This is a genomic window from Variovorax sp. LjRoot175 (assembly GCF_964253805.1).
GTDB lineage: Bacteria > Pseudomonadota > Gammaproteobacteria > Burkholderiales > Burkholderiaceae_C > Variovorax.
In genome coordinates, this window is the sequence record NZ_CAXURY020000001.1 from 1,584,884 (window position 1) to 1,605,032 (window position 20,149).

At 67.6% G+C, this 20,149-nt stretch carries 20 protein-coding genes; 12 read left to right on the forward strand and 8 right to left on the reverse strand.

The window, feature by feature from the left end:
* Window positions 1–28: 28 nt before the first annotated feature.
* Genes ACSQ89_RS07935 through ACSQ89_RS07945 form a run of 3 tightly spaced genes read right to left on the reverse strand, consistent with a single transcriptional unit; the run spans window position 29 to window position 2,621 of the window.
* Complete coding sequence (locus tag ACSQ89_RS07935) at window positions 29–490, reverse strand: hypothetical protein (protein WP_436292657.1); 462 nt, start codon at window positions 488–490, stop codon at window positions 29–31.
* A complete protein-coding gene (locus ACSQ89_RS07940; RefSeq protein ID WP_436292658.1) occupies window positions 487–2,028 on the reverse strand; it encodes a TRAP transporter large permease in 1,542 nt (513 codons plus the stop codon). Before ACSQ89_RS07940 ends, ACSQ89_RS07935 begins: the two co-directional genes overlap by 4 nt.
* A gap of 53 nt (window positions 2,029–2,081) precedes the next feature.
* A complete protein-coding gene (locus ACSQ89_RS07945) occupies window positions 2,082–2,621 on the reverse strand; it encodes a TRAP transporter small permease subunit (protein WP_093106303.1) in 540 nt (179 codons plus the stop codon).
* Window positions 2,622–2,786: 165 nt separating this feature from the next.
* Here ACSQ89_RS07945 and ACSQ89_RS07950 point away from each other — a divergent pair, with 165 nt between their 5' ends.
* The 5 genes from ACSQ89_RS07950 to ACSQ89_RS07970 all read left to right on the forward strand — a co-directional run bounded on the left by ACSQ89_RS07950 (window position 2,787) and on the right by ACSQ89_RS07970 (window position 7,818).
* Window positions 2,787–4,079, forward strand: coding sequence for an SUMF1/EgtB/PvdO family nonheme iron enzyme (locus ACSQ89_RS07950; protein ID WP_093106300.1), 1,293 nt, complete (start codon window positions 2,787–2,789; stop codon window positions 4,077–4,079).
* A 30-nt stretch (window positions 4,080–4,109) separates the two neighbouring features.
* Complete coding sequence (locus ACSQ89_RS07955) at window positions 4,110–4,766, forward strand: TetR/AcrR family transcriptional regulator (RefSeq protein ID WP_093106297.1); 657 nt, start codon at window positions 4,110–4,112, stop codon at window positions 4,764–4,766.
* Window positions 4,767–4,773: 7 nt separating this feature from the next.
* A complete protein-coding gene (gene dcd / locus ACSQ89_RS07960; protein WP_093106295.1) occupies window positions 4,774–5,340 on the forward strand; it encodes a dCTP deaminase in 567 nt (188 codons plus the stop codon).
* Window positions 5,341–5,353: 13 nt separating this feature from the next.
* Window positions 5,354–6,238, forward strand: a complete 885-nt coding sequence (gene ypfJ / locus ACSQ89_RS07965; RefSeq protein ID WP_436292659.1) for a KPN_02809 family neutral zinc metallopeptidase — start codon at window positions 5,354–5,356, stop codon at window positions 6,236–6,238.
* 119 nt (window positions 6,239–6,357) lie between these two features.
* Window positions 6,358–7,818 (forward strand): DEAD/DEAH box helicase, encoded by a 1,461-nt coding sequence (locus ACSQ89_RS07970; RefSeq protein ID WP_436292660.1) that lies wholly within the window; start codon window positions 6,358–6,360, stop codon window positions 7,816–7,818.
* Between the two features lie 4 nt (window positions 7,819–7,822).
* On the opposite strand, the gene ACSQ89_RS07975 is transcribed toward ACSQ89_RS07970, so the two are convergent.
* Window positions 7,823–8,665, reverse strand: coding sequence for a symmetrical bis(5'-nucleosyl)-tetraphosphatase (locus tag ACSQ89_RS07975; RefSeq protein WP_093106288.1), 843 nt, complete (start codon window positions 8,663–8,665; stop codon window positions 7,823–7,825).
* Window positions 8,666–8,687: 22 nt separating this feature from the next.
* On the opposite strand from ACSQ89_RS07975, the gene ACSQ89_RS07980 reads away from it, so the two are divergent.
* Together ACSQ89_RS07980 and ACSQ89_RS07985 are read left to right on the forward strand one after the other, a co-directional pair.
* A complete protein-coding gene (locus ACSQ89_RS07980) occupies window positions 8,688–10,001 on the forward strand; it encodes a hemolysin family protein (protein ID WP_436292661.1) in 1,314 nt (437 codons plus the stop codon).
* 249 nt (window positions 10,002–10,250) lie between these two features.
* Window positions 10,251–10,913 carry a hypothetical protein gene (locus tag ACSQ89_RS07985; RefSeq protein ID WP_139191675.1) on the forward strand — a complete coding sequence of 221 codons (663 nt, stop codon included), beginning with the start codon at window positions 10,251–10,253 and terminating at the stop codon, window positions 10,911–10,913.
* Between the two features lie 36 nt (window positions 10,914–10,949).
* Here the strand turns inward: ACSQ89_RS07985 and ACSQ89_RS07990 are convergent, their stop codons facing one another.
* Entirely contained in the window at window positions 10,950–11,372 is a 423-nt protein-coding gene (locus ACSQ89_RS07990; RefSeq protein ID WP_436292662.1) for an Hsp20/alpha crystallin family protein, read from the reverse strand.
* A gap of 132 nt (window positions 11,373–11,504) precedes the next feature.
* Between ACSQ89_RS07990 and ACSQ89_RS07995 the strand changes: the two genes are divergently transcribed.
* Both ACSQ89_RS07995 and ACSQ89_RS08000 read left to right on the forward strand, forming a co-directional pair.
* On the forward strand, window positions 11,505–12,476 hold the full coding sequence (locus ACSQ89_RS07995; protein ID WP_436292663.1) for a DHHA1 domain-containing protein: 972 nt from the start codon (window positions 11,505–11,507) through the stop codon (window positions 12,474–12,476).
* 50 nt (window positions 12,477–12,526) lie between these two features.
* Window positions 12,527–15,424: an adenosylcobalamin-dependent ribonucleoside-diphosphate reductase gene (locus tag ACSQ89_RS08000; protein WP_436292664.1), complete on the forward strand. Its 2,898-nt coding sequence runs from the start codon at window positions 12,527–12,529 to the stop codon at window positions 15,422–15,424.
* A gap of 6 nt (window positions 15,425–15,430) precedes the next feature.
* Here ACSQ89_RS08000 and ACSQ89_RS08005 read toward each other — a convergent pair whose 3' ends face one another.
* The 3 genes from ACSQ89_RS08005 to ACSQ89_RS08015 form a co-directional block, all read right to left on the reverse strand.
* Entirely contained in the window at window positions 15,431–16,135 is a 705-nt protein-coding gene (locus ACSQ89_RS08005; protein WP_436292665.1) for a glutathione S-transferase N-terminal domain-containing protein, read from the reverse strand.
* 65 nt (window positions 16,136–16,200) lie between these two features.
* A complete protein-coding gene (locus ACSQ89_RS08010; RefSeq protein WP_436292666.1) occupies window positions 16,201–17,055 on the reverse strand; it encodes a methylglyoxal synthase in 855 nt (284 codons plus the stop codon).
* Window positions 17,056–17,074: 19 nt separating this feature from the next.
* Entirely contained in the window at window positions 17,075–17,842 is a 768-nt protein-coding gene (locus ACSQ89_RS08015) for a class I SAM-dependent methyltransferase (protein WP_436292667.1), read from the reverse strand.
* Window positions 17,843–17,890: 48 nt separating this feature from the next.
* Here ACSQ89_RS08015 and ACSQ89_RS08020 point away from each other — a divergent pair, with 48 nt between their 5' ends.
* The 3 genes from ACSQ89_RS08020 to ACSQ89_RS08030 are packed head-to-tail and all read left to right on the forward strand — an operon-like array spanning window position 17,891 to window position 20,126.
* A complete protein-coding gene (locus tag ACSQ89_RS08020; protein ID WP_436296155.1) occupies window positions 17,891–19,102 on the forward strand; it encodes a lanthionine synthetase C family protein in 1,212 nt (403 codons plus the stop codon).
* Between the two features lie 26 nt (window positions 19,103–19,128).
* On the forward strand, window positions 19,129–19,893 hold the full coding sequence (locus tag ACSQ89_RS08025; protein ID WP_436292669.1) for a class II aldolase/adducin family protein: 765 nt from the start codon (window positions 19,129–19,131) through the stop codon (window positions 19,891–19,893).
* A gap of 29 nt (window positions 19,894–19,922) precedes the next feature.
* Entirely contained in the window at window positions 19,923–20,126 is a 204-nt protein-coding gene (locus ACSQ89_RS08030; RefSeq protein WP_436292670.1) for a 4-oxalocrotonate tautomerase, read from the forward strand.
* Window positions 20,127–20,149 lie beyond the last annotated feature (23 nt).

Consider the following 20,149-nt stretch of genomic DNA (forward strand, 5'->3'; position numbering starts at 1 on the left):
TTCACTTCAAGACAAAAAGCCCCGCCGGTTACGGCGGGGCTTTTTTCATGGCGATGCGCTCGGCGACGCGTTCGGCAAAGCCCGTGAGCAGCCGCGCGTCGGCCGAATGGAACCAGGTGACGGCGCCATTGCGGCGGCGCACCAGCAGGCGCGGCGCAATGACACGCTCGAGCCAGCGCCAGTGCACGAGCTTGAGTTGCGCCACGTCGGCCGCATGCTCGCGCTTGGTCCAGAGCCAGGTCTGCGTGAGCACATCGCCTTCGAGGCGCGTGCGGCTGTAGACGATCCAGTAGCCGACCCAGAGGATGCACATGGCCGCCACTCCAAAAACCAGGAGGCTGGGCGTGGACCAGTCGACGCTCCGCAGCGACGGCAGGCTCCAGAGGCCGAAGCCGATCAGGTCGATCACCAGAACGACCGCCAGCGTTCGCACGAAAGGCGGGTAGGCCGGGCTCTCCAGCGCGACAGGGGCGTCGACTGCGTCGCTCACTGCTTCTTGTCGGCGCCAGGGCTCGGGGGCTCGGGCTCCGGCATCGGTAGGGCGTCGGGCTCGGCCGGCTTCTGGGTGCCGAACGGATCTTCCATGTTGATGCTGCTGCCCGGCCCCTGCGAGTCGGCCGGCATCTCGAGCTGCACCTTGTCGACGTCGACCTCGATCTTCTTGTCGAGGAACACGGTAACGGCCTGCGGGAAGAAGATCACGATCGCCACCAGCAGCAGCTGCAGCCCGACCCACGGGATCGCGCCCAGGTAGATGTCGCGCGAATCGATCTTGCGCGGCAGCGCGTTGTTCTTGAACAGCGTGTCGGCGATGCCGCGCAGGTAGAACAGCGCGAAGCCGAAGGGCGGATGCATGAAGGAGGTCTGCATGTTCACGCACAAGAGCACGCCGAACCACACCATGTCGATGCCGAGCTTGGCCGCGACCGGCCCGAGCATCGGCAAGATGATGAAGGCGATCTCGAAGAAGTCGAGGAAGAAGGCCAGGAAGAAGACGAAGATGTTGACGACGATCAGGAAGCCGATCTGTCCGCCGGGCAGGCCCGAGAGCATGTGCTCGATCCACTTCGCGCCGTCCACGCCCTGGAACACGAGCGAGAACACGCGCGAGCCGATCAGGATGAAGATCACCATGGCGGTGAGGCGCATGGTGCCGTTCATCGCTTCCTTGAGCATCGGCCAGTTGAGCCGCCGGTGGAGCGCGGCCAGCAGCAGCGAGCCGACGGCGCCCATCGCGCCGGCCTCGGTCGGCGTCGCGATCGCATGCTCCATGAAGGGCAGGCCGCCCATCGAGCCGAGCACGGCGAAGATCAGGATGGCCGAAGGGATGATGCCGCGCAGGCACTTGCCCCACAGCGCCCAGCCGACGAGCGTGCGTGCGGTGACCGGCACGCCGGGCACGTAGCTCGGGCGGATGCGCGAAACCAGGAAGGTGTAGAGCGCGAAGATCAGCACCTGCAGGATCGAGGGCCCCCACGCGCCCTTGTACATCTGGCCGACGTCGGTGCCGAGCTGGTCGGCCATGACGATCAGCACGAGGGAAGGCGGCACCAGCTGCGTGATGGTGCCCGAGGCCGCCAGCACGCCGGTGGAGTAGCGCATGTTGTAGCCGTAGCGCATCATCACCGGCAGCGAGATCATCGCCATCGCGATCACCTGGCCGGCCACGGTGCCGGTGATGGCGCCGAGGATGAAGCCGACGATGATCACCGAGTAGCCGAGGCCGCCGCGCACCGGGCCGAAGAGCTGGCCCATCGAGTCGAGCATGTCCTCGGCCAGGCCGCACTTCTCGAGCACGGAGCCCATCAGCGTGAAGAAGGGGATTGCCAGCAACGTCTCGTTGGACAGGATGCCGAACACGTTGAGCGGCAGGTTGGCCATGAAGCCGGCCGGGAACCAGCCCATCTCGATCGCGATGAAGCCGCTGAGCAGGCCCAGCGCCGAGAGCGAAAACGCGACCGGAAAACCGATCAGCATGATCACGATCAGCCCCGCGAACATGATCGGGGCGAAATTTTCCATCTGCATTTCTTATCCTGCGAAGCGGTGCGTGGGACAGCGGGGACTCGTGGCGGCGGTGCTCACTGCACCGGCTTCTCGTAGTGCGTGTCCATCTCGATCAGGCCGCGCAGGTAGGCGACGCGCTTGATGATTTCCGCCACGCCCTGCAGGAACATGGCGCCGAAGCCCAGCGGCATCATCAAGGCCGCGGGCCAGCGGATGAGGCCGCCGATGTTGCCCGACATCTCGCCGCTCCTGAGCATGCCGAGGAAGAAGGGGAGGGTCAGCCAGAAGAGCAGGCCCATCACCGGCAGCAGGAAGAAGACCAGGCCGAAGAGGTCGACGTACACCGGGCCGTTGCGCCTGAGCTTGCCGTAGATGATGTCCACGCGCACGTGTTCGTTGAGCTTGAGCACGAGCGGCGCGCCGAGCATCACGGTGGCGGCGAACAGGTACCACTGGATCTCGAGCCACGCATTGGAGCTGAAGTCCAGGCCGTAGCGCACGAAGGCGTTGCCGGCGGAGATCACCGAGGCGGCGAGGACGGCCCACGCCGCCACCTTGCCGAACTGGGCACTGATCCAGTCCATGGCCAGCGCGAATTTGAGGAATGCGGACAAGGCTTGTCTCCCTGCGGGAAAAATTCTGGCGCCAGTCGGGGAGGTCGGCGCAAAGCCCGCAATGGTAACGCCGTGCTGCAAGGCCTCGACAGGGCGCGAGCGACGGGTTTACCCGTGGAGTTCCATGGCCGTAGCGAGCCGCAAGGCAGGTGGCCATAATGGCCCATGCCTTCGAGCCCGCCGTCCAGCACGCCCTTCGGCACCCCCAGCCTGCCTTTTTCGATCGATTCGCCCGACATGCGTCGTGCGGGCCGCGAACTGCTCTCGCTGGCGCTGATCGATGCGCGCAATCACACGCTGCATCTGCTTTCGCTTTACGAACAGGCGCTGGGTTCTGCTGCGTTGGCCGTTCCCCGCCAGGACGGGGTCGAGCCGCCGGTGTGGTTGGCCGGCCACATCGGCTGGTTCGCGGAATGGTGGATCGGGCGCAATACCCAGCGCGCCTTCGGCGTCGACTGCCCGGTGCGTCCGACGCGGCTGGCTGCGATCGAACCGCAGGCCGACGCGTGCTGGAATCCGGCGCAGATCGCCTGGGTGGACCGCTGGTCGCCCCAGCTGCCCGATCTCGCGCAGACCAAGGCCTATCTGCTCGACACGCTGGAAAGCACGCTCGAACTGCTCGAACATGCAGTCGAGACCGATACCGGTCTTTACTTCTACCGGCTCGCGCTGTTCCACGAAGACTTGCGCGGTGAGCAACTGGTGGTGATGGCCCAGACGCTGGGTTTGCCGCTGGGCATCGAGCAGGAGCCGGCCGCGGTCGAGCGCGAGCCGCTCCTCATGCCGGCCACCGCCTGGGAGCTGGGCGTGGCCGACGCCGGCTTCGCGTTCGCGCAGGAGCGAGGCGTGCTCCAGGTCGAAGTGCCGGAGTTCGAGATCGACGCCCAGCCCGTCACCTGGAGCCAGTACGTGGAATTCGTCGACGACGGCGGCTACGACCGCGAGGACTTGTGGCATCCCGAAGGACTCCTGTGGCTCGAGCGGCAGGCCGAAGGGCGGCGCGGCCCGCGCCATGTGGCCCAGATCGGCGCCGCGCGCCATGGCGCCGGCGGTTCCGTGCTGCAGCAGCGTTTCGGCCGCACGGTGCGCGCGGCGGGCAACCAGAGCGCGGTGCACGTGGCCTGGTGGGAGGCCGATGCCTGGGCGCGCTGGGCCGGGCGCCGTCTTGCGACCGAGGTGGAGTGGGAAATCGCGGCCCACACCGCCGCGCGCCGCGGCTTCCGCTGGGCCGACGTCCATGAATGGACCGCGGGCACGCTGAAGCCCTGGCCGGGCTTCCGTGCCGATCCCTGGAGCGGCGGCACCGAGTTCGATCCGCAGCCGGTCTTCGGCCAGGCCCACGTGCTGCGCGGCGCATCGCTCGCCACGCGCGCGCGCCTGCGCTCGCCGAAGCGCCGCGGCTTTGCGATGCCGCAGCGCGACGACGGTTTCTTCGGGTTCCGCACTTGCGCATATTGACAACAACATCAACGGAAAGGGCGCTGCCGAATGGCTCGCGTGCGTGACCCGGCCGGCTACGACGGCCAGCGAGAAATGATTCTTTCCAATGCGGCGCAGCTGTTCGCGCAGCGCGGCTTTGCGGGTACTTCGATGAACGAGGTGGCCGCAGCCTGCGGCGTGTCGAAGGCCACGCTCTATCACTACGTGCGCGACAAGCACGACCTGGCGGTGCGCATCGCCGAGGAGCACGTGCAGAGGCTCGAGTCGGTGGTGCAGGAGGTGCTGCGCGAGCACCAGGCGCCCGAGGCCCGGCTCGCCGAACTCATCCGGCGCTTCGTGGCGGAGTACGCGATTGCCCAGAACGCCCAGCGCGTGCTGACCGAAGACGTGCGCTTCCTGCGCGAAGAGGACCAGGAGCGCATCTTGAACGTGGAGCGGCGCGTGGTCGCGGCCTTCGCGCGCACCATCGCCGAGGTGCGCGGCGAGGATCCGCAAAGCAAGCTCGGCAAGCCGATGGCGATGCTGCTGTTCGGCATGATCAACTGGATGTTCACCTGGCTCAAGCCGGGGCGCGAACTCGATCACGACGCGATCGGCGCGATGGTGTCCGAACTCTTCTTCGGCGGCGTTCGGGCCGTGACGCTTCCGGAGGCGCTCGCGGCCGATCAGCGGCATGCCACAATCCGCGGCACCCCCGCAGCGTAGACCTCACATGAGCATCAAGAGCGACAAATGGATCCGGCGCATGGCCGAGAAGAACGGCATGATCGAGCCCTTCGAACCAGGCCAGATCCGCGAGCAGGACGGCCATCGCATCATCAGCTACGGCACCTCGAGCTACGGCTACGACATCCGCTGCGCGCCCGAGTTCAAGGTCTTCACCAACATCCACAGCACGGTGGTCGATCCGAAGAACTTCGACGAGAAGAGCTTCGTCGATTTCCATGGCGACAGCTGCATCATCCCGCCCAACAGCTTCGCGCTGGCACGCACGATGGAGTACTTCCGCATCCCGCGCAACGTGCTGACCATCTGCCTGGGCAAGAGCACCTATGCGCGCTGCGGCATCATCGTCAACGTCACGCCCTTCGAGCCCGAATGGGAAGGCTACGTGACGCTGGAATTCAGCAACACCACGCCGCTGCCGGCCAAGATCTATGCCGGCGAGGGTTGCGCGCAGGTGCTGTTCTTCGAGAGTGACGAGGTCTGCGAAACGAGCTACAAAGACCGCGGCGGCAAGTACCAGGGCCAGCGGGGTGTGACACTGCCGAAGGCCTGAGCAGGAGAGCGTCATGAAGTGGGAAGGCAACCGCGAATCCGACAACGTGGAAGACCGCCGGGACGAAGGCGGCGGCGGCTTCGGCGGCTTGCCGATCGGCGGGCGGAGTGTCGGCATCGGCACCATCGTCGTGGCACTGCTTGCGGGCTGGATCTTCGGCATCAATCCGCTCACGCTGCTCAGCATGTTCGCCGGCGGCGGCGAAGCGCCGATCGTCCAGCAACAGCAGCAGCGGGCTCCGGCGCCGCCGGCCAACGACGAGGCGGCACGCTTCGTCTCGGTCGTGCTGGCCGACACCGAGGACGTCTGGACCCCGATCTTCCAGCAGGCCGGTTCGACCTACCGCCAGCCCAGGCTGGTGTTGTTCCGCGGCGCCACGCCCACGGCCTGCGGCACCGGCCAGAGCGCCATGGGTCCCTTCTACTGTCCGGGTGACCAGAAGGTCTACATCGATCTCGGCTTCTTCGACACCCTGAAGCGCGAACTCGGCGCCCCGGGCGAGTTCGCGCAGGCCTACGTGATCGCGCACGAGGTCGGCCACCATGTGCAGAACCAGCTCGGCATCACGGGCAAGGTCGATTCGATGCGCGGCCGCATCAGCCAGGCCGACAGCAATGCGCTGAGCGTGCGCGTCGAACTGCAAGCCGACTGTTTCGCCGGCGTCTGGGCCAACAAGGCGCAGAACGCGCGCCAGATCCTCGAGCAGGGCGACGTGGAGTCGGCGATGAACGCCGCCGCGAAGATCGGCGACGACGCGCTGCAGCGTTCGGCAGGCCGGGCGGTGGTGCCCGACAGCTTCACCCACGGCACCAGCGCCCAGCGCCAGCGCTGGTTCACGACCGGGCTGAAGAGTGGTTCGATGAAGGCCTGCGACACTTTCAATACCCGCAATCTTTGAGGCGCAGGGGCTCGATGGCCCGTTTTTACTGCGATGCATGCTATCGAAAAGATAGCAGGCCGCGCAGTCACCGCACTGTCATCGCCGTCTTTTGCCGCAGTGCGACAATACCCGGCTTCATGACAAGCTCCTTCTCCAATCTTTCCCTGGCCGAACCGCTGGCGCGCGCCGTGGCCGAAATGGGCTACGAAACCATGACGCCGATCCAGGAGCAGGCCATTCCGGTGGTCCTCGCGGGCCAGGACGTGATGGGCGCGGCGCAGACCGGCACCGGGAAAACCGCTGCCTTCTCGCTGCCGCTTTTGCAGCGCATGCTCAAGCATGAGAACAGCTCGACCTCGCCGGCGCGCCATCCGGTGCGTGCCCTGGTGCTCCTGCCCACGCGCGAGCTGGCGGACCAGGTGGCGCAGCAGGTCAAGCTCTACGCCAAGCACACCCAGTTGCGCAGCGCGGTGGTGTTCGGCGGCATCGACATGAAGCCGCAGACGCTGGAACTCAAGAAGGGCGTCGAGGTGCTGGTCGCCACGCCGGGCCGGCTGCTGGACCATATCGAAGCCAAGAACGCGGTGCTCAACCAGGTCGAATACGTGGTGCTCGACGAGGCCGACCGCATGCTCGACATCGGCTTCCTGCCCGACCTGCAGCGCATCCTCTCGTTCCTGCCCAAGCAGCGCACCACTTTGCTGTTCTCGGCCACCTTCTCGCCCGAGATCAAGCGTCTCGCGGGCAGCTACCTGCAGAACCCGGTCACCATCGAGGTGGCGCGGCCGAACGAAACCGCTTCCACCGTCGAACAGCATTTCTACAGCGTGAGCGACGACGACAAGCGCCGCGCGCTCAAGCAGATCCTGAAGCAGCGCGGCCTCAAGCAAGCCTTCGTCTTTGTCAACAGCAAGCTGGGCTGCGCGCGGCTTGCGCGTTCGCTCGAACGCGAAGGCTTGAATACCACCGCCCTGCACGGCGACAAGAGCCAGGACGAGCGCCTGAAGGCGCTCGCGGCCTTCAAGGCCGGCGAGGTCGACCTGCTGGTGGCCACCGACGTCGCGGCCCGCGGCCTCGACATCAAGGACGTGCCGGCGGTCTTCAACTTCGACATTCCGTTCAACGCCGAAGACTACGTGCACCGCATCGGCCGCACCGGCCGCGCCGGCGCCTCCGGCCTGGCGGTGAGCTTCGCGAGCGGCGGCAACGACGTGCGCCTGGTGGCCGACATCGAGAAGCTGATCAAGAAGAAGATCGAGCTGGAACCGATCGAGTTCGAGGAAGACCGCCCGCGCGGCCGCATCAACGACGGCCGCCGCCACTGGCGCGACGAAGGCGAGGCCGGCGATGCGCGCGACGTGCTCGACCAGCCGCGCGAACGCAGCGAAGCCCGTCCTGTGCGCAGTGGCCGGCCGCACCGCGCACCCGCGGCACCGCGCGATCCCTTCTTCGAGCAGCCCTACGAAACGCCGGAGCGCGAAGCCGCGCCGGCCTGGGAAGCGGCCGCCAAGACCACGCCTTCGCGCGGCATCTCGAGCAACATCAAGAGCAAGCGCAAGGTCGCGGCGCTGTTCAAGACCACAGCACAGCCGAATTAGGGGCTCAGCCCGGCTTCTGCGCTGCCGGGCAGCGGGCCTGGATCAGTTCGCGCTCCTCGAGCGTCGCGCCCATGCGCACCGCGCTCAGGCAGCCGCCCCAGACGCAACCGGTATCGGTCGACAACAGGTCGGGCCGAGAGAGCCAGCCCAGCGTCGACCAGTGCCCGCAGGCGATGGTGGCGGCTTGCGTCCTGCGGCCAGGCACGTCGAACCATGGCATGAAACCCGCGGGCGCGGACGCGGTCCCGTCCTTGGTTTCGAATTCCATCAGGCCATCCGTCGTACAGAAACGCAGCCGCGTGAGCGCATTGACGATCGCGCGCAGCCGCGCATGGCCACTGAGCGTGTCGCTCCACTGCGCGGGCTCGTTGCCGTACATCTCGTGCAGGAATTCGCCGGATGCGGAACCGCGCAGCACCGACTCGACCTCGGCCGCGTAGACCAGCGTATCGGCCACGCTCCACTGCGGCAGCACGCCCGCATGCACCATCAGCAGGTCGCCGCCGCCCACCGAGCGGTGCAGCGCCATGGGCTGCTGGCGCAGCCAGTCGAGCAGGGCCTCGCGGTCGGGCGCTTCGAGCACGCCGTGCAGCGTGTCCTTGCGCCCGAGCTTGCGCGCGCCCTGTGCGACGCCGAGCAGGTGCAAGTCGTGGTTGCCGAGCACGGTCTTCGCCGCGCCGCCGTAGCGCTGCACGCGCCGCAGCACCTCGGCCGACGCGGGGCCGCGGTTGACCAGGTCGCCCAGGAGCACCAGGGTGTCGCGGCTGGGAGAGAAAGCGATGTCGTCGAGCAGGCGCTGCAGGGGCTCGTCGCAGCCCTGCACATCGCCGATCAGGTAGAGTGCCATCTCCCCATTCTCTCCCGCATACATGGATGTTTTTCTGCTGGCCTTGCTGACCACGCTCAACGCGTTGTTCGCAATGTCCGAAATGGCCCTTTCCACCAGTCGTCGAGCGCGGCTCGCGGCGCTGGCCGAAGCGGGGGATACGGGGGCGGAGGCTGCGCTCAAGCTGATGGAGGATCCGACGCAGTTTCTCTCCAGCGTGCAGATCGGCATCACCTCGATCGGCATGTTGAGCGGCATCGTCGGCGAGGCGGCCTTCGCGGCGCCGCTCGCGTACTGGATGGAAGGGCTGGGTCTGGGTGCGGGTGGTGCGAGCTTCATGTCGACGGCCGTCGTGGTGACCTGCATCACCTTCTTCACGATCGTCTTCGGCGAGCTGGTGCCCAAGCGCATCGGCCAGCTCTACCCCGAGCCGGTGGCGCGCTACGTGGCGCGGCCGATGCGCGCGCTGGCCACCGCCGCCAAGCCCTTCGTGCTCTTGCTGTCGGGCGCCACGGCCGCCATGCTCAAGTTGCTGCGCATCGATTCGAGCGCGGCCCGCATGATGACCGAGGAGGAGATTTCCGCCAGCCTCGAGGAAGGCGTCGATGCCGGCGTGATCGAAATGCACGAGCACCAGATGGTGCGCAATGTGTTCCATCTCGATGATCGCCGGCTGAGCTCGCTGATGGTGCCGCGCGCCGACATCGAATGGCTGGAGGCCTCTTTCACCGTCGCGCAGAGCCTGCAGAAGGTGTCTGCTGCGAGCGCGCTCAACCTGGTCCACTCCTGGTACCCGGTGTGCCGCACCTCGCTGGACGATGTGGTGGGCGTGATCAGCGTGGCGCACCTGTTGACGCTGAGCCCGACGCACGAGGGCACCATCGAGTCGGTGGCGCAGCCCGCGGTGTTCGTGCCCGAGACGCTCACCGGCATGGAACTGCTGGAGCAGTTCCGCACGCGCGCCGGCCGGCTGGTGTTCGTGGTCGACGAATACGGCGTGGTGCAGGGCCTCATGACGCCGCGCGACTTGCTGGAAGCGATCACCGGCGAGCTGCAGACCGCCACCCAGGGCGATGCCTGGGCCCACGAACGGCCCGACGGCGTGTGGGAGCTCGACGGCCTGATGCCGGTGTCCGAACTGCGCGCGCGGCTCGGCATCCGCGAGCTGCCCGAGGAGGAGCGCGGGCGCTACAACACCGTGGCGGGTTTGCTGATCTTCGTCTCCGGCCATCTGCCCGAGCTCGGCGAGCGCATCGATTGCGAGGACTGGAACTTCGAGATCACTGCGATCGACGGCAGGCGCATCGACCGCGTGCTGGCGCGTCCGCTCGGCGTGGCCGCGCACGCCGCGAGCTGATCGCCGGCGGCGTCGGGCAAAAGCCTATCCGCCGAGCCTCATTTCACCGGGGGTACGGATGCGCCGGCCGCCATTTCCAGGGGCGGTACGGGGTCGCGTTGTGAGAATCAGCCTTGCACGCCGGTCGGCCTGTGGCCTCAAAGCCCCGAATGGCGAGGTTTGCATGCGAATTCCTCAAAAGTCGCTTTGGAAAGTAACTATTTGTGTGATTCAATCGACCCCCGGAGTGAGGACCAGTCGAGGGATTTCATGAAGAAACTGCTGAGCATCGTGTGCGCGACAGCCTTGGTCTGTGGATGCGCAACCCGGCCCCAGGAGGGCCCCGGTTCGGGTTCCGGCGCGGACTACGTGCCCATGGTGGCGCCGTCGGCGGTCGAAAGCTCGGTCTACGAGCAGGACGTGGCCAAGTGCCGCGCGAACGCGAAGAACGTGCCTTTCAACGCCAGCCAGCACGACGATGCGCTGGTCGTGGTCGACGGGGGCGTGATCGGCGTCGGCATCCTGCAAGGATGGCCGACGCTCGTCGGCGGCGTGGTGATCGGCGGGCTGGTCGGCTTCAATCACTGGGTCTACACGCCCGAGCGGCGCGCCTGGAAGACCAAGCAGGAAACCGTGATGGCCAACTGCATGGCGCAAAAGGGCTACATCAACACCGACCCTAGCGTGCGCGTCACCTGGGTGCCGCCTGCACTGCGGGCGGTGGAAAGCATCCGGCCCACGGGCCGGGACACCTACAACGTGGAGCAGCTCGCCAAGGCGCAGCGTTGCAATGCCACGCCGCAGGCGACGCTGGTGGAGAAGGGGCCGGGCTTCGAGCGCCACACCGTGGCCTGCACCAACGGCCAGGTCATGGCGGTGCGCTGCGAGTTCGGCCAATGCCGGGTGAGCCAGATGACGGCGCTGCGCAGCTAGTCGCCAGCAGCCAATACCGCTTGTAGAGCGGGCCCCCTAGTCGATCTTCAGCACGCGGCTGGAGCTCCCCTGCCGCTTGGGCAGCGTGAGGCGCAGCACGCCGTCCTCCAGCTTGGCGACGGCGGTCTTTTCGTCCACGTCGCTGCCGAGCGTGAAGCCGCGCGACACGCTGCCGTGATAGGTTTCTTTCGTCAGCGTGCGGCCGTGCTTTTCTTCCAGCTCCTTCTTGATCTCGGCGGCGATGGAGACGTAGTTGCCGTCGATCGAGACGCGGATGTCCTCCTTCTTCGCGCCCGGGATCTCCGCGCTGACCAGGTATTCCTTGTCGTTCTCGTTGATGTCGACGCGAATGTCGGACGGCACGTCCACCTCATCCAGCATCTGCATCGGCCGCGCCCAGCGGCGCATCATTTCGGGGAACAGGTTGTCGATGCGCTCGAGACGGTTAAAGGCATTCATGGTGAATGGCTCCAGGTAGGTTGAACAACACGTCGCTCCGTTCCATGATTCATGAACGGCGACACCCAAGGAATATGGTCGACCCTTGCCAAGCCCCTGGCGTGCCCGCGGAATTCGGCTAGTGGAAGAGAGATGGCCCAACGATTCGATATCTGCAACGGCGATGCCGACGGCTTGTGCGCTGCCGTGCAATGGCGGCTGCACGAGCCCGCGCCCGCGGCGCTGCTGACAGGCCTGAAGCGCGAGATCGCGCTCGTCGGGCGCGTGCCCGCGAAGGCCGGCGACGAGCTCAATGTCTTCGACCTGTCGATGCGGCCCAACCGGGGGGCCTTGCAGCGCCTGCTCGACGCCGGCGTGCGCGTGCGCTATTTCGACCATCACGTGGTGGAGGACATGCCCGCGCACCCGCTGCTCGAGTCGCACGTCGACACCGCCACTGACGTCTGCACCAGCCTGCTCGTCGACCGCCATCTCGGCGGCACCTTTCGCGCCTGGGCGCTGGTGGGCATCTACGGCGACAACCTGGCCGCGGTCGCCGACCGGCTGGCGCTCGATTCGAACGTCGACGCCGGCGACTGCGCGCTGCTGCGGCGGCTCGGGGAAGCGATCAACTACAACGCCTACGGCGACGAGGAGCGCGACGTGCACATCGCGCCGCGCGACTTGCACGCCATCATGCTGCGCTACCGCGACCCGCGCGACATGCTGGCCTACGAGCCCGTGGTCGACGAGATCGATGCGCAGCGCCACAGCGATCTGCAGCAGGCGCTTGCCGTTGCCCCGCTCTGGCAGGATGCGGGCGCCAGCGTGCGCGTGCTGCCGGATGCGCCATGGAGCCGCCGCGTGCTCGGTTGCATCGCCAACGAGCTCGCGAACGCCGAGCCGCAACGCGCCCATGCGGTGCTCAAGCAGCAGGGCAAGGGCTATGCCGTCAGCGTGCGCGCGCCGCTGGCGTCGCCGTCGGGCGCCCACGCGCTGTGCAGCCGCTTCGGCGGCGGCGGGCGGGCTCGGGCCGCCGGCATCGACGGGCTTGCGCAGGATGAGCTGGAGCGCTTTATCTGCGCCTTCGCGAACGCACGCTGGGGCGAGCCGCCCGGCCCCTGACGCACATCGGTCGCCTCGACGAAGATGCAGGACGCATCAGGAGCGAAACCATGGATCCTCAGGCCAACTCGACGAGTTCGATCAGTGCGCCCGCGCTGCCGCTGCAGCCGATCAGCGAGGAAGTGCTGCTCGAGAAGTACGCCAAGGGCAATGAACGCAGCATCGACGACGTTCGCCGCCGTGTCGCGCGCGCATTGGCGCAGGCCGAGCCGCCCGAGGCACGCGCGCAGTGGGAAGCGCGCTTCCTGCAGGCCTTGCAGGACGGCTTCCTGCCCGCGGGGCGCATCAATTCGGCGGCCGGCACGGCGTTATCCGCCACGCTGATCAACTGCTTCGTGCAGCCGGTCGGCGACTCGATCGCGCAGGAGGAAGAAGGCCATCCGGGCATCTACACCGCGCTCACCGAGGCCGCCGAGACCATGCGCCGCGGCGGTGGCGTGGGCTACGACTTCTCGCGCATCCGGCCGCGCGGCGCCTGGGTCGGCAGCACGCAGTCGAGCGCCTCGGGACCGGTGTCGTACATGCGGGTGTTCGACCGCTCCTGCGAGACGGTCGAATCCGCCGGCGCGCGCCGCGGCGCGCAGATGGGCGTGCTGCGCTGCGATCATCCGGACATCGACGAGTTCGTGCATGCCAAGGACCAGGGCGACCTGGCCAACTTCAACATCTCGGTGGGACTGACCGACGCCTTCATGCAGGCCGTGCAGGAGGACCGGCCGGTCGATCTGGTGCACCGCGCGGCGCCGGGCCCGCGGCAGAAGGCCGGCGGCGCCTACCAGCGCGACGACGGCCTGTGGGTCTATCGCACGCTGCCGGCGCGCGCGCTGTGGGAGCAGATCATGCGTTCGACCTACGACCATGCCGAGCCCGGCGTGCTGTTCCTCGACCGCATCAACGCCGACAACAACCTCTCGTACTGCGAGACCATCGCCGCCACCAACCCCTGCGGCGAGCAGCCTTTGCCGCCCTACGGTTGCTGCTGCCTCGGCTCGATCGACCTGACGCGCTTCGTGCGCGATCCCTTCGAGCCGGCCGCGCGCTTCGACGAGGAGGCCTTCGCGCGCCTGGCCCGCATGGCCGTGCGCATGCTCGACAACGTGCTCGACATCAGCGTCTGGCCGCTGGAGCGCCAGCGCGAAGACGCGCGCAACAAGCGCCGCATCGGCCTCGGCTTCACCGGCCTGGGCGATGCGCTCGTCATGCTGAACCTGCGCTACGACAGCGCCGCCGCGCGCGCCGCGGCGCGCCGCATTGCCGAAGTGCTGCGCGATGCGGCCTACGGTGCGTCCGCGGACCTGGCGGCCGAGCGCGGCGCCTTCCCGCTCTTCAACGCCGACCTCTACTTGCGCCGCGGCACCTTCGCTTCGCGCCTGCCAGCGCCGTTGAAGGAGCGCATCCGCGCTGTAGGCCTGCGCAATTCGCACCTGCTTTCCATCGCGCCGACCGGCACCATCAGCCTGGCCTTTGCCGACAACGCGAGCAACGGCGTCGAGCCGGCGTTCTCGTGGACCTACACGCGCCGCAAGCGCAGCGCCGAGGGCACTTTCGAAGAACACGTGGTCGAAGACCATGCCTGGCGGCTGTACCGGCATCTGAAGGGCGAGCAGGCGCCGCTCACCGGGGCCTTCGTCACCGCGCTGCAGATGAGCGCGCAGGCGCACGAGGAGATGGTCGCGGCGGTGGCGCCTTACGTCGATACCGGCATCTCGAAGACCGTCAACGTGCCGGCCGACTACCCGTATGCGGATTTCCAGGACCTGTACCTGCGGGCATGGAAGTCCGGCCTGAAGGGACTCGCGACGTACCGGCCCAACACGGTGCTCGGCGCGGTGCTCAGCGTCGATGCAGCCGCCGCGGCGAAGGCGCAGGCGCCGGCAACGCTCGACGCCCCGCACCTGAACCAGCGCCTCGCGCTCGAACGCATGCCGCGGCCGGTGCTGGCCTCGCTGCGCTGGCCCGGGCGCCCGGAGCTGCCCGGCGGCAACGCGGCCTGGACCTACATGGTCCGGCATCCCTTCGGCGAATTCGCGCTCTTCATCGGCGAGCTGCCCGAGGACGGCAAGCCCGCGCCCTTCGAGGTGTGGATCAACGGTGCCGAACAGCCGCGCGGGCTCGGCGCGCTGGCCAAGACCTTGTCGATGGACCTGCGCGCCAAGGACGCGGCCTGGGTGCGCCTGAAGCTCGATGCGCTGGCCACCGTGCAGGAGGAGCGCGCGTTCGAGATGCCCTTTCCGCCCCATGGGGAGATGCGCCGTTTTCCCGGCGTGGTGGCCGCCACGGCCGCCGTGATCCGCTGGCGTTGCGAGCAGTTGGGGCTGTGGGCGGAGGGCGAATCCGCGCCCACGCCGGTGATCGACGCGATGTTCAGCCGCGAGGAGCCGCAGACCGGCCCGAACGGAACGCTCGCCTGGTCGGTGGACGTGCACAACCCGGCCAGCGACGAGGCCTTCGCGCTGACGCTCAAGGAGGTGCTGGTGCCGGACGGGCAGGGCGGCACGGTCACCCGGCCTTGCGCGCTGGGGCTTTCGGGCAACTGCCCGCGCGCGATGGACGGGCTCGCGCGCGTGCTCTCGCTCGACATGCGCGTGCTCGACCCGGCATGGATCGGCATGAAGCTGCGCAAGCTCTTGAACTACGCCGAGCCGCTCGGTCACTTCATGGCATTCGTGCCGGGCTTGCCGCACGGCCAGCAGCGGCAGCAGACCTGGCCCTCGACGGTGGCGTACCTGGCCCGCCTGATCATCCACCGCTACGCGATGCTCGGCGTGCTGGACGAAGAGGGCTACCCGCTGCAGGAGATGGGCATCCTGCAGCTGCCGGCATCCACGCCCATGCAGGCGGAGCCGATGGCCGGCGCGCGCTGCCCGGAGTGCGGCAACGCGACGATGATCCAGAAGGACGGCTGCGACTTCTGCACCGCCTGCGGACACATCGGCAGTTGCGGCTAGCGGGGTTCAGTCCCGCTGGGGAATGCCCAGGCCTCGCGCGACGGCCGGACGCGCGAGAAACATCTCCAGCGCCCGCGTGACCTGCGGGAAGTTCCGGATCTCGACCAGGTCCGCCGCTTCGTAGAAACCGATCAAATTGCGCACCCAGGGAAAGGTGGCGATGTCGGCGATGCTGTAGGCATCGCCCATGATCCAGCTGCGGCCCGCGAGCCGCCCTTCGAGCACGTCGAGCAGGCGCTTGGCCTCCTCGACGTAGCGGTCGCGCGGGCGCTTGTCTTCGTAGTCCTTGCCGGCGAACTTGTTGAAGAAGCCGAGCTGGCCGAACATCGGACCGATGCCGCCCATCTGGAACATCAGCCACTGGATGGTTTCCCAGCGGCCGGCCGCGTCCTTCGGCATGAGCTGGCCGGTCTTGTCTGCGAGGTAGAGAAGGATCGCGCCCGATTCGAACAAGGGCAGCGGCTTGCCGCCCGGACCGTCGGGATCGAGGATGGCCGGGATCTTGTTGTTGGGATTGAGCGAGAGGAACTCGGGCGACATCTGGTCGTTCGTCGAGAAGCTGACCAGATGCGGCTCGTAGGGCAGGCCGGTCTCTTCGAGCATGATCGAGACCTTGACACCGTTGGGCGTCGGCAGGGAATAGAGCTGCAGCCGATCGGGATGCCGGGCGGGCCATTTCTTGGTGATTGGAAAAGCCGGTAGATCGTTCATGGTGTTGCGTGTCCTTGATGCCGCGGAAACGGCTGAAGGCGGGGATTCTGCCTTCGGCCGGCGGTTCAGGAGAAGGTTGAAGCCCAGCGCTCGGCCATCGCCGGGGAGTTGAAGCAGGTGGTGTCCCGCGTCGTGCTGCATACCGCGCGTTCGAGCAGCTGGATGTCGGCCTCGTGCTGGCGCGCGACATGCGGGTCCTCGAAGAAGATGGCTTTCTGGCAGCGGCGGTCGAGCACCAGCTCGGCGATCTGCGCATCGCCGCCCAGCGGGCCGCTGAGATAGCGCCGGACCCAGGGCTGGTCCTTGGGCCAGCCGCGCGACCAGGCCATGTCGTTGAGTCGGCCGCCCGTCGTGCCCGTGCCGACGCGCGCCTTGAACCTCGACAGCAGGTCGAAGTGGGCCGCCGCGAACTCGACCATGCGGTCCTTCAAGGCGTCGTGCGCGATCAGGGCGATCGTCTGCGAGTCGATCGCCGAGAGCCGGGTTTTCTCTTCCGGAGCCAGGCCCGCATGCGCGAGCTCCACCGCCACCCAATCGGCGGCACCTGCAACCGTGGAGACGAAGGGCTTGCCGTGGACCACGCACTGGCGCTTGAGCGCCAGCGCTTCCGGATACAGCGAGGACGGATCCACAGGATCGATCAGGTAGATCACGCCATCGAGTTCATTGGCGGTGGCAAGACCGCCCGCGATGTGCGACACCAGCCGCATCACGCCGCCGTCCCGGCCGTCGGGATAGCGCACCAGGCGGTCGTAGCCCGCGAGCAGGCCTTGCCGCATCAGCGCATCGTAGGTGCCGCCGACCGCGTGAAGCTCGAGTTGCAGCGCGCGGATGCCGTCGTCGCAAACAGCGGCCCAGTGGGCCAGCCCACCGCTCGCGTCCTGGCGATGTAGCCTGCTGGCGATCAGTCCGAAACGCATGGCAGTCACTCCTGTTTGATCAAGTCGGTTTGACAGCCGTGTACTCGGAGAAGATGCCGAGTTCGACATGGCGATGCGCGTCCTCGAAGCCGGCGGCGCGCAGCGCGGCCAGCACCGATTCCGGGGGAATGCAGGCCTCGATCGTGTCCCAGTAGTAACGCCAAAGCTCGGCGGTGTCGCGCCGGCGCGCCACGATCCGCGCGATCACCGGCACGACAGTGCGCATGTAGGTCTTCAGCAAGGCCGTGCCGATCGGTCCCGCAGGCTTGGTGATCTCGAGCACGAGCAGCCGGCCGCCCGGGCGCAGCACCCGGAAGAATTCGGCAAAGGCCGCATTCACGTCGGCGATGTGGCGCAGCGCATAGCCCATGCTGAGGAAGTCGCTGCCGGCCTCCGGCAGCGGCAGCGCTTCGGCCCGGCCGCGGATCAGCTCGACCCCAGGCAGTGCCACCTCGCGCATCATGCCCGGACTGGGGTCGATGCCCACCAGCCGGCCGTGCGGGCCGATCAGGGCGAGCGCCTCGCGCGCGACCAGGCCGGTGCCGATGCCGACGTCGAGCACCTGCGCGCCGGCTGCGAGCCCGGCTCGCAGCAGCGCGGCGCGCCGGTAGCGCGGCCCCGAGCCGAGCGCGAGCAGCCGCTCGATGCGCTCGTAGTCGGGCGCGGTGTCGTCGAAGATGCGGCGCAGGAACCGGTCGTGCTCGACCTCGTCGCCGTAGTAGGCTGGCAGCGGTGCGTGCGGCGGCAAAACCTCGATGGGAGCGATCGGCGGGCTTGGTTTCTGCATCGAAGCCATTATCGTGAGCTCCACCTCGTCATCCTCGCCGACACCGCCATGCTCTTTTCGACGGACCGCCATGAACCACTGAGCCCGGTCGCCTGGGATGAAGCGCTTGCCCGCGAGACGATCGAGCGGATCGTGCGGCAGACGGAAGCCCGCTTCTCTCCCGAGCTGCTGTGGCCGACGCATCCCAACGACAGCGCCGATCCCGCGCCTTCCTGCATGCTCTATTGGGGCGCCTGCGGCGTGTTCTGGGCGCTTCGCTACCTGGAGGCACGCGGCGCGTGCCGGCTGCAGTGTGACTACGCCCCCTTCGTTCATTCACTGCTGAAGCCGAACCGGAAGGCGATGGGGCACCGCGGCCCATCGGCCTTCGGCAGCTATCTGATGGGCGATAGCGGCATTCAGCTCCTACGCCATTGGAACGATCCTTCGGAAGAAACGGCGGCCGAGTTGGCCGTGCTCATCGAGGCGACGATGGACCATCCCGCGCGCGAACTCATGTGGGGTTCGCCGGGCACGCTGCTCGCCGCTCTTTTTCTTCAGGAGCGGACGGGCGACCCGCGGTGGGCCCGGCTTTATCAGGCGACCGCACGCAAGCTCTGGTCGCAGCTCGAATGGTCGTCGGTGTTTGCGTGCAGCTACTGGACTCAGGACCTGTACGGGAACACACACACCTTCCTGGATGCGGTGCATGGCTTCGTGGCGACCGCGGCGGTGCTTATCCGGGGGAGGCATCTGCTGGACGGCGCCGAATGGGCCGCGTGGCAGCAGTGCATCGCCGACACCGTTCGGCAGACCGCGGAATGGGACGGCCAGCATGTCAACTGGCGGCCGAAGCTGGACTCCACGCCGGTCAGGGACTCGGCGACCAAGCTCGTCCAGTTCTGCCACGGTGCGCCCGGCTTCGTCATCTGCCTCGCGGACTTCCCCGATGCCTCGTTGGACGACCTGCTCCTGGCCGGCGGCGAAACGACATGGGCCGCCGGTCCGCTGCGCAAGGGCTCCAATCTTTGCCATGGAACAGGCGGCAACGGCTATGCCTTTCTCAAGCTCCATCGCCGCTTCGGCGATGCGCGATTGCTGGAGCGCGCACGCGCATTCGCCATGCACGGCATCCGGCAGACCGACGACGACCTCGCAAAGTTCGGCGACCTGCGCTACTCGCTCTGGACCGGCGACCTGGGGTTTGCGATCTATCTATGGGATTGCATCCACGGGACCGATCGCTTTCCCACCTTGGACGTGTTCTTCGCGGGCGCGTGAGCGGCCATGTGGCATCCTGTCATTGCATGAACCAGTCCGTCAAAGCCGGCCGACGCCCGGCACGCACCGAGCGAGAAGTCCGCGTCGACCTTGCCGCCGCCTATCGCATGGCCGCGCAGAACGGCTGGGACGACACCGTCTACACCCACCTGTCGGCCAGCGTGCCCGGCGAGCCGGGCCACTACCTGCTGAACCCGTTTGGTGCGACCTTCGACGAGATCACCGCATCGAGCCTGGTCAAGGTGAATGTGCGCGGCGAGGTGGTCGACGGTTCGGACGCCCGCATCAACCCGAGTGGCTTCGCGATCCACGGCGCCGTGCATGCGGCCCGGCCCGAGGTCGAATGCGTGATCCACCTGCACACGCCCTGGGGCGTGGCCTTGTCGATGCTGCCCAACGGCTTGCAGCCGACTTCGCAGTACGCGATGCGGCTGCACCAGCGGCTCGGCCGCCATGCCTATGAAGGGCTGGCGCTCGGTGCCGACGAGCAGCAGCGGCTCGTTGCGGACCTCGGTGCACTCGACGGCCTGATCCTCGACAACCACGGCACGCTGGTCGTGGGCCGCACCGTGGCCGAGGCCTGGATGCTGATGCACTTGCTCGAGCGCGCCGCACAGGCGCAACTGCGCGCGATGGCGGCCACCGGCGGCGCGGTGCGCGTGGTCAGCGACGAACTCGCCGCACGCACCCATGGCGAATGGGTCGGCGACGGCAGCGAGTGGGACGGCGACGTGGAGTGGCCGGCCCTGCTGCGACGGCTCGACCGCGCCTCGCCCGGCTATCGTGATTGATTACTGAACGATTCATCTGGAGAACAAGCATGCCAACCATCCGCGTCGAAATGTTCGAGGGCCGTACCGTCGAGCAGAAGCGCGCACTCGCGCAGGCTCTGACCGAAGCTACCGTGCGCACGCTCGGCGGCTCCCCCGACGCCGTCGACATCCTGTTCTACGACATCGCGAAGCACGATTGGGCCACCGGCGGCAAGCTCTGGAGCGAGCCTGCGCCGCCGCCGGCCGGGTGAACGTGAGCGGCCACCAAGGAACC